General features: G+C 60.2%; 4 protein-coding genes. 1 reads left to right on the top strand and 3 read right to left on the bottom strand.

Annotated features, from left to right (window positions below):
- Positions 1–118: 118 nt before the first annotated feature.
- The 3 genes from VJ604_RS16485 to VJ604_RS16475 all read right to left on the bottom strand — a co-directional run bounded on the left by VJ604_RS16485 (position 119) and on the right by VJ604_RS16475 (position 3,707).
- Positions 119–1,507, bottom strand: a complete 1,389-nt coding sequence (locus tag VJ604_RS16485) for a multiheme c-type cytochrome (protein WP_324084435.1) — start codon at positions 1,505–1,507, stop codon at positions 119–121.
- 92 nt (positions 1,508–1,599) lie between these two features.
- Positions 1,600–1,926, bottom strand: coding sequence for a hypothetical protein (locus tag VJ604_RS16480; protein WP_324084434.1), 327 nt, complete (start codon positions 1,924–1,926; stop codon positions 1,600–1,602).
- Between the two features lie 65 nt (positions 1,927–1,991).
- Positions 1,992–3,707, bottom strand: coding sequence for a DUF3373 family protein (locus tag VJ604_RS16475; RefSeq protein WP_324084432.1), 1,716 nt, complete (start codon positions 3,705–3,707; stop codon positions 1,992–1,994).
- 498 nt (positions 3,708–4,205) lie between these two features.
- On the opposite strand from VJ604_RS16475, the gene VJ604_RS16470 reads away from it, so the two are divergent.
- The gene (locus tag VJ604_RS16470; protein ID WP_324084429.1) at positions 4,206–5,132 is read left to right on the top strand and encodes a multiheme cytochrome-associated LysR family transcriptional regulator; all 927 of its coding nucleotides are present in this window, start codon (positions 4,206–4,208) and stop codon (positions 5,130–5,132) included.
- Positions 5,133–5,223: the final 91 nt, after the last annotated feature.

Below are 5,223 nucleotides of genomic sequence, written 5' to 3'. Positions count from 1 at the left end.
GGTCGAGCACGTACAGTAGCCAAATGAACAAAAAGGGCACCCGATGCATGTCGGGTGCCCTTTTTGTTTCCGCTCTTCCTCTTCGCCTGTAGCTTTGGCGGATCTGCTGGGAGGCTTGCTACCAATCCTCCTTCTGTTTCTCCGCCAGCTTTTTCATGTACAGCTCCGGGGATGTCAGCTTCACGATCTCCTTGTCGCTGTAGCCAAGGTCCTTCAGGTTCAGCACACCGTTGGGGGCGTGGCAGTTGGCGCAGGAAAGGGCCCTGGTTTTGGTGACCAGGTGGTTGGAGCCGAAGTAGATGGTCTGCCAGCCGGCAACGGCGCTCTTGGCGACCTGGGCCGGCTCCTTCATGCCGAGCGTCCTGGCCGCGGATTCCACCCCGGCGCGGGTATCGCCGTTGGACATCGGGGGGGCGAAATCCATCGAGAGGAGCTCTCCGGTCTTGGCGCTGTAGAACGCCTTGCCCTGGAAGATCTTGAAGGGAGTGATCCTGCTCTTGGCGTCCTTTCTGTCCCCCTTGGGGCCGATGAAATGCGGGGTGTTGGCCACGGTCCCGTTGTACCAGGCGTAGACCGGCGTGCTCTCATTGGCCTCCTTCTTGAGGGTGGTCGGCTCGTAGAACTTGTCGGCGCTCTGGGTCCAGACCGTGAAATCCTTGGCGAAGGCGCCTCCGGTGCGGGGGATGTGGCAGGTCTGGCAGGCGACCTTGGCAACATGGCGGTTGAGGTCGGCGTCCTTGTGCGGCTTGTCGCCATGGCAGGAGGCGGCTGAGCAGGTGACAGACACCCCGTCCGTCGCCCAGTTGTTGGGATCCGTCCCGGTCGGTATCCTGTGGTCCTTTGCCTGGTGGCAATCGACGCAGACCATCCCCTTGGCCGCGTGGGCGTCGGTCTCCTTGGTGAAGGAGAACCCTCTCTTGATGATCACCCCGCCGCCGGCGGCCTCGTGGCAGACCATGCAGTTCTTCACGGTCGGCTTGCCGATTGCCAGTGCCGCCTTGGTGCTCCGGTCCTGCCCCATGACCACGCGCCCCTTGTCATCCTTGAAGGGCTTTCTCTGCCGGAAGTCGTAGTCCGTGGAGTGGCAGACCAGGCAGTCGATCGCCTTTTCAGCCTCGGCACCGCTGCTCCCAACGTCGCTCAGGTGGTTGCCCGGATGGCAGGTGTTGCAGCCGGTGAACTTCGTCTTGCCGGTCTCGGGGCTCTTCGGGATCTCCTTGAGGTTGTTGACGATATCGTTGCCGTTGCACATCACGTAGATGCGGTTTTTCATCCCGTACTCTTCTTTGGGATCGATCCCGTCCACGTTGGTGACCTTGGAGGCATGCTTCCAGTGCACCGATTGCAGGAAGGCCTTGGCTGTGCCGGGATGGCACTTCTCGCAGGTCTCGGGGCCCTTGTAGCCCTCCGCCTGGATCGCCGCCCGCCCGGGGTGCTCGCCTGCCGTGGCGGTGGCCGCGGCAAGGGCTGCGCCCAGCAATGCCGCCATCATAGTTTTTCCGTTCATGCATCCCCTCTCTATTGGCTGGCCCGCCGTCTGAACCGGCGGCGCCTGGTATTCCGCTCACGCCCAGGACCCGGGGCCATCAGCTCCGTTCGCTAACAGCCCGCGGTCTTTCTGAAGTACTTGGAGATGTTCTTGCCGTCGATCACCTCGTATTTGCAGCGGATTTCATCCCCCTCGACGATCCGGTGGTCCTTGAACTTGTCGAGGGTGAGATCGTCGTTGACGATGACCTCGACGGGATTGCCGGACTCATTGTCCTTGAGGGTCGCAGTGGCAGTCTTGGCGTCCTTGCCGCCGATCTCGATCCTGGTGATGACCCCGACAAACTTGATCTCTCCCGCCTGGGCGGTGGCGGTGAGGCTCAACAGTCCCACCGCCACCACCGCCACCAGCACCATCACGGAAAGCGCTTTTCTCATGTTCTTTCTCCTTGTGATGGGGCGACCGAACCCGGCCGCCCCTTTTGAGGGCAACGCCCTGTCCGTTAGAACTTGACCTCGAAGGTTCCGTAGATGTCGTAAGCCTTGGCAAGCGGAGTCAGCAGCATCATGTCGCTCGACTTGATGCTGGAGATCTTTTGCGGCGCACCGACCCAGTTGTTGCTTCCCGTGTACTCGAAGTCGTAGTACTGGTAGCCCAACCTGAAGAAGACCTTGGACAGGTAGGAGGAGACCGGCTTGAGGTTAAGTTCCTGGATCAGGTAGGTCTCGTACACGTTGCCGCGGGTGCCGAGCTTGGAGGTCCAGAGGTCGTCGGCCGCAGGGGTGAAGGTGATCCAGTTCTTGGAGCCGTGGTTGTATTCAAAGCCGAGCTTGGTCCTGGTAGGGGTGTAGTCGTAGCGGACCCCGACGTAGGCTGCCCAGCCGGTCTTGTCGGTCGGCGCTTCCGGTTGGAACGGGCTGCCGGTGAGCAGACCCTGGAAGCCGGCGTTGGCCGAGACGCTGTTGTTGGGATGGGTGATGCTCACCCCGGCGTCGCCGAAGAAATTGAGCTTGCCCGGGCCGACGTCCTTTATGGTGCTCAGGGCGCCGACGCCGTACCAGTCGATGGAGCCGAGGTTGACCGAGGGGGCGGTGTTGCCGAAGGCGGTGTTGGACATGGTCGGGAAGTCAAAGATGTTGAAGCCGCGGTCCCACTGCAGCCAGACCCGCAGCGGGTCGGTGTCGATCGGTATGATGGCCACCCCCAGCATGTCGGTGTCCTTGATGCTGTTGCCGGGGTTCTCGAAGCCGCTCTCGAAGCCGCGGCCGTAGCAGATCTTGGCGTAAGAGCCCGGCAGCGACTCGATGTCCGGCGCCCAGCCAAGCGTCATGCCGTCGAAGGCGTAGTCGACCAGCAGGGCCGGGGTCCCGCCGTTGCCGGGGCGCTCGTCATTGGTGCGCAGGTTGCTGGGTGCGCCCCCCGTGGAGGGGCGCCGCCCGACCGAAAACCAGACAGGCTGGTCCGCGATGTTGGACCAGGTGGCATAGGCGCGGTCGACGTCGAGCAGGCTGGTGGAGGGGACGTGTCCCAAAGTACCGTCAAAGACGCCGGTGCGGTCTGCGAAGAACGGGGTGGACCCGGAATTGGTGACGGCGGAGTCGTCCTGGGAGCCGAAGGTCTTGTAGGCGAGGAGGCGGATGTTGACGCTCACGTCCTTGGTCGCCTTGGCGTGGATGTTGAGGCCGAGCCGGTTGGTATAGAGGGTGTCGTTCTGCGGCTTGTAGGACGGCACCGTCTGGGCGAAACTCTGCAGTCCCCCCATCATCTGCTGGTTGTTGCGCAAGAAGGCCATGGCGCCCGCGTAGGTGGTGGTCTGTCTCATCTGGTTGGAGAATGCCTGGAACGCTGCCACCTGCGGGCCATAAAGGGTGGGGTTGCTTAAGAAGGCGGAGTTCATCTGGTTTTGGGCGTTGGCAAAGGTATTGTTGACGTCGGTGTATGCCTTGGTCTCGCCTCGCAGGCTGTCAATTCTGAAGCGGTAGTCGCCCCCTATGGTGAGCCACCTGCTGAGCGACTTCTCCTCGAGCCTGTCCACCTTCCGCGTCAGTTCCTCTACCTTTTTCTGCTGCGCCTGTTTTTCCTCCAGCATCCGCACCGCTTTGGTCAACTCATCGACCTGCTTCTGCAGTGCCTGGTCGTCCGCCATGGCCACGACCGGTGCTGCCAGCGCGAGGAGCAGCGTCCCCGACACAAGCCGTCCTACCCTTTTCCCATTCATCTCTCTGTCTCCTTTCGGTTAATTCCTGTGCCGACTTCCCGCCAGGTTTGCTTCCCATTCGGACCTGCGCAAACGGTCTCGATCACGTCGATTGGTATTCGGGCTGTTTACTGCCCTGGGAGGGAGATGAACGGCTTGGGGGCGAGTAGGAAGTAGGAAAACGCGAACAGGAAGATCAGGTGGGCGCCAGCTGCCGGAACACTCCGTTTTTTAATGTTCTCCTCTTGCATCTCGACAACTCGTTGCTTTGAATCTCCCCGTCATAACCTCTATTTCTCCCTGCCAGGGCAACGGCACCCACCGTTATTTTCATGAGCAGCCCACAAGGGAGCTATCTGCGACGAAAAGTGGTTCGGCCATAACACCGTGTCAACGCAGGGAAATTCGGCGAAATGACTGCTTGACTCGTTCTATATAAATATATATGTTTCTGGATGTAAAACGAATTTTTCTCATCCAGTTATGCGTGACCTGCATAGAAAGAGGAGTTTTAACAATATGGACTCATTAAACCTAAAGAGCCTGATTGAAGTGGTGAGGACGGGAAGTTTTTCCAAGGCAGCCGAGAACCTGTACGTTACGCAGTCCGCGATGTCGCGGCGGATCAAGTGCCTGGAGGAGGAGTATGGTTGCCCGCTGGTGGATCGCTGCGGCACGACTATCAAGGCGACCCCGGCCGGGAGACTGGTCATGGGAGAGGCAAGGAAGATCCTCAGCATCGAGGAGAGCCTGCTGCGGCGGCTGGATGAGATGGAGGAAGATCCGTCCATTGCCTTCGCCTGCACCCACCCGTTCGGGATCTCCCACCTCCCCAAGGTACTGCAGCGCTACATGACCAGGTATCGCCTGCTCAACAACTTCATGATCACCTTCGACATGCCTCACCGGGCGTTACAGGGGCTGCAGGACGGGATTTACGATCTGATAGTGATCGAGCATTGGGAGTTGCAGGACGTCTCGGACTTCGCGGCTGCCACGCTGCCGGAGGACGAGATGATCTTCGTGAGCTCGCCGCGGCTGGGGCTGGATGGCCCAGTGGTGAGGATCGACGACCTGCTCAGGCATCGCTTATACCGGAGACAGAAGGAGTGCTGTTCGTGGAGGTACCTGACCCTTAGCATGCAGCTGGCCGGGCGGGACGTGAGCGAATTCACCAACACCGTGGTGTACGACGATCTGCACGTGATAGTGGAGTCGCTGATTGCTGGCGACGGGATCGCGCTGATATCAAGGGATCTCGTTGAGAAGCTGGTCGCGGAAGGAAAGCTGTGCAGCCACCGGGTTGAAGGGTTCAATCATCGCCGGATGAGAACTCTCCTTATGAGACGTGACGTTCCGCTCAGTCCGGCTGCGGAATTCCTTGTCTCATCCGTTTTTGCGGCTTTCGACCAGGAGGTTCACGATCTAGAGGCGGTGTTTCACTAGAAAATCTTGTGGAGGTCATTCAGCAGGTGGGCTGGTAAAAGCAGGGGGGCGTGCAATGTAGTGAAAAGCGGGAGGAGGTCGGTGTTGCCTG

It is taken from the genome of Geomonas sp. (assembly GCF_035254065.1).
GTDB lineage: Bacteria > Desulfobacterota > Desulfuromonadia > Geobacterales > Geobacteraceae > Geomonas.
Note: the sequence above shows the minus strand (reverse complement) of the source record. Positions and strands in the feature narration are given on the sequence as shown.

What these genes read in the sequence shown, in the direction of transcription:
- VJ604_RS16485 (WP_324084435.1), bottom strand. Translation starts at nt 1,507, where the DNA reads ATGAACGGAAAAACTATGATGGCGGCATTGCTGGGCGCAGCCCTTGCC.
- VJ604_RS16475 (WP_324084432.1), bottom strand. Translation starts at nt 3,707, where the DNA reads ATGAATGGGAAAAGGGTAGGACGGCTTGTGTCGGGGACGCTGCTCCTC.
- VJ604_RS16480 (WP_324084434.1), bottom strand. Translation starts at nt 1,926, where the DNA reads ATGAGAAAAGCGCTTTCCGTGATGGTGCTGGTGGCGGTGGTGGCGGTG.
- VJ604_RS16470 (WP_324084429.1), top strand. Translation starts at nt 4,206, where the DNA reads ATGGACTCATTAAACCTAAAGAGCCTGATTGAAGTGGTGAGGACGGGA.